Source organism: Ferrovum sp. (assembly GCF_027317285.1).
Lineage (GTDB): Bacteria > Pseudomonadota > Gammaproteobacteria > Burkholderiales > Ferrovaceae > Ferrovum.
This window is the reverse complement of sequence record NZ_DAHVHV010000155.1, coordinates 1-589: the sequence shown is the minus strand read 5'-3', so window position 1 is coordinate 589 and position 589 is coordinate 1. Positions and strand designations below refer to the sequence as shown.

General features: G+C 47.4%; 2 protein-coding genes. Both read right to left on the bottom strand.

All coding sequences use genetic code 11. From position 1 onward, the window contains the following. Nucleotides 1-217: hypothetical protein (locus tag M6F29_RS12065; protein WP_298160271.1), on the bottom strand; the 217-nt coding region annotated here is incomplete at its 3' end. An 86-nt stretch (nucleotides 218-303) separates the two neighbouring features. Further along, on the bottom strand, nucleotides 304-589 hold a 286-nt coding region (locus M6F29_RS12060), incomplete at its 5' end, for a hypothetical protein (protein WP_298160267.1).

Genomic DNA, 589 nt, shown 5'->3' with positions numbered 1-589 from the left:
CAAGAAACGCATCGACCAGAAATTCTGCCGCACGGCCCCCTCTCGCAAGATCAAAATTCAGCGCCGCACACCGAAGATTGGCAGATTCTTCCGTTACGCATTGCCACGACACTTCGCCGTCAGCATTGACGACTGCAAAAACCGCTTGTTCGGCGCGGTGAGCCAAGAGTGAGTTTATTGCGGGGAGGATGCGTTTCTCGGTATGGTATTTTTTCACGATCTTCTCCTGGTTGATTATATGTGTCCAATTATATACACACATAATAGAGAAGTCAAGTATTTTGTGTGTATATTATACCGTCATTAGAGCCCAGGTACTCCACCCAGCAAAATCTCGTGGTCCAAATAAGCATTGAGAGACAACGCCAGTTCGCTTTCGGCTTTGTGCAGACTGGCTTGCAACTGAACATCTTTTTTCTTTTTTTGTTCCTTTGGCATCTTGTCCAGTTCGTCGCTGTTGTCCGTGATGAACTCGCTGTCTTTCCAAATGGTTTTCTCGTTCGACGCCAATACCAGTTCTCCTTCCAAGGTTACCGGGGCATAAGTTTCTCCCATCAACCAGTCAATGCCGTTCCAGGACAGGTATTCC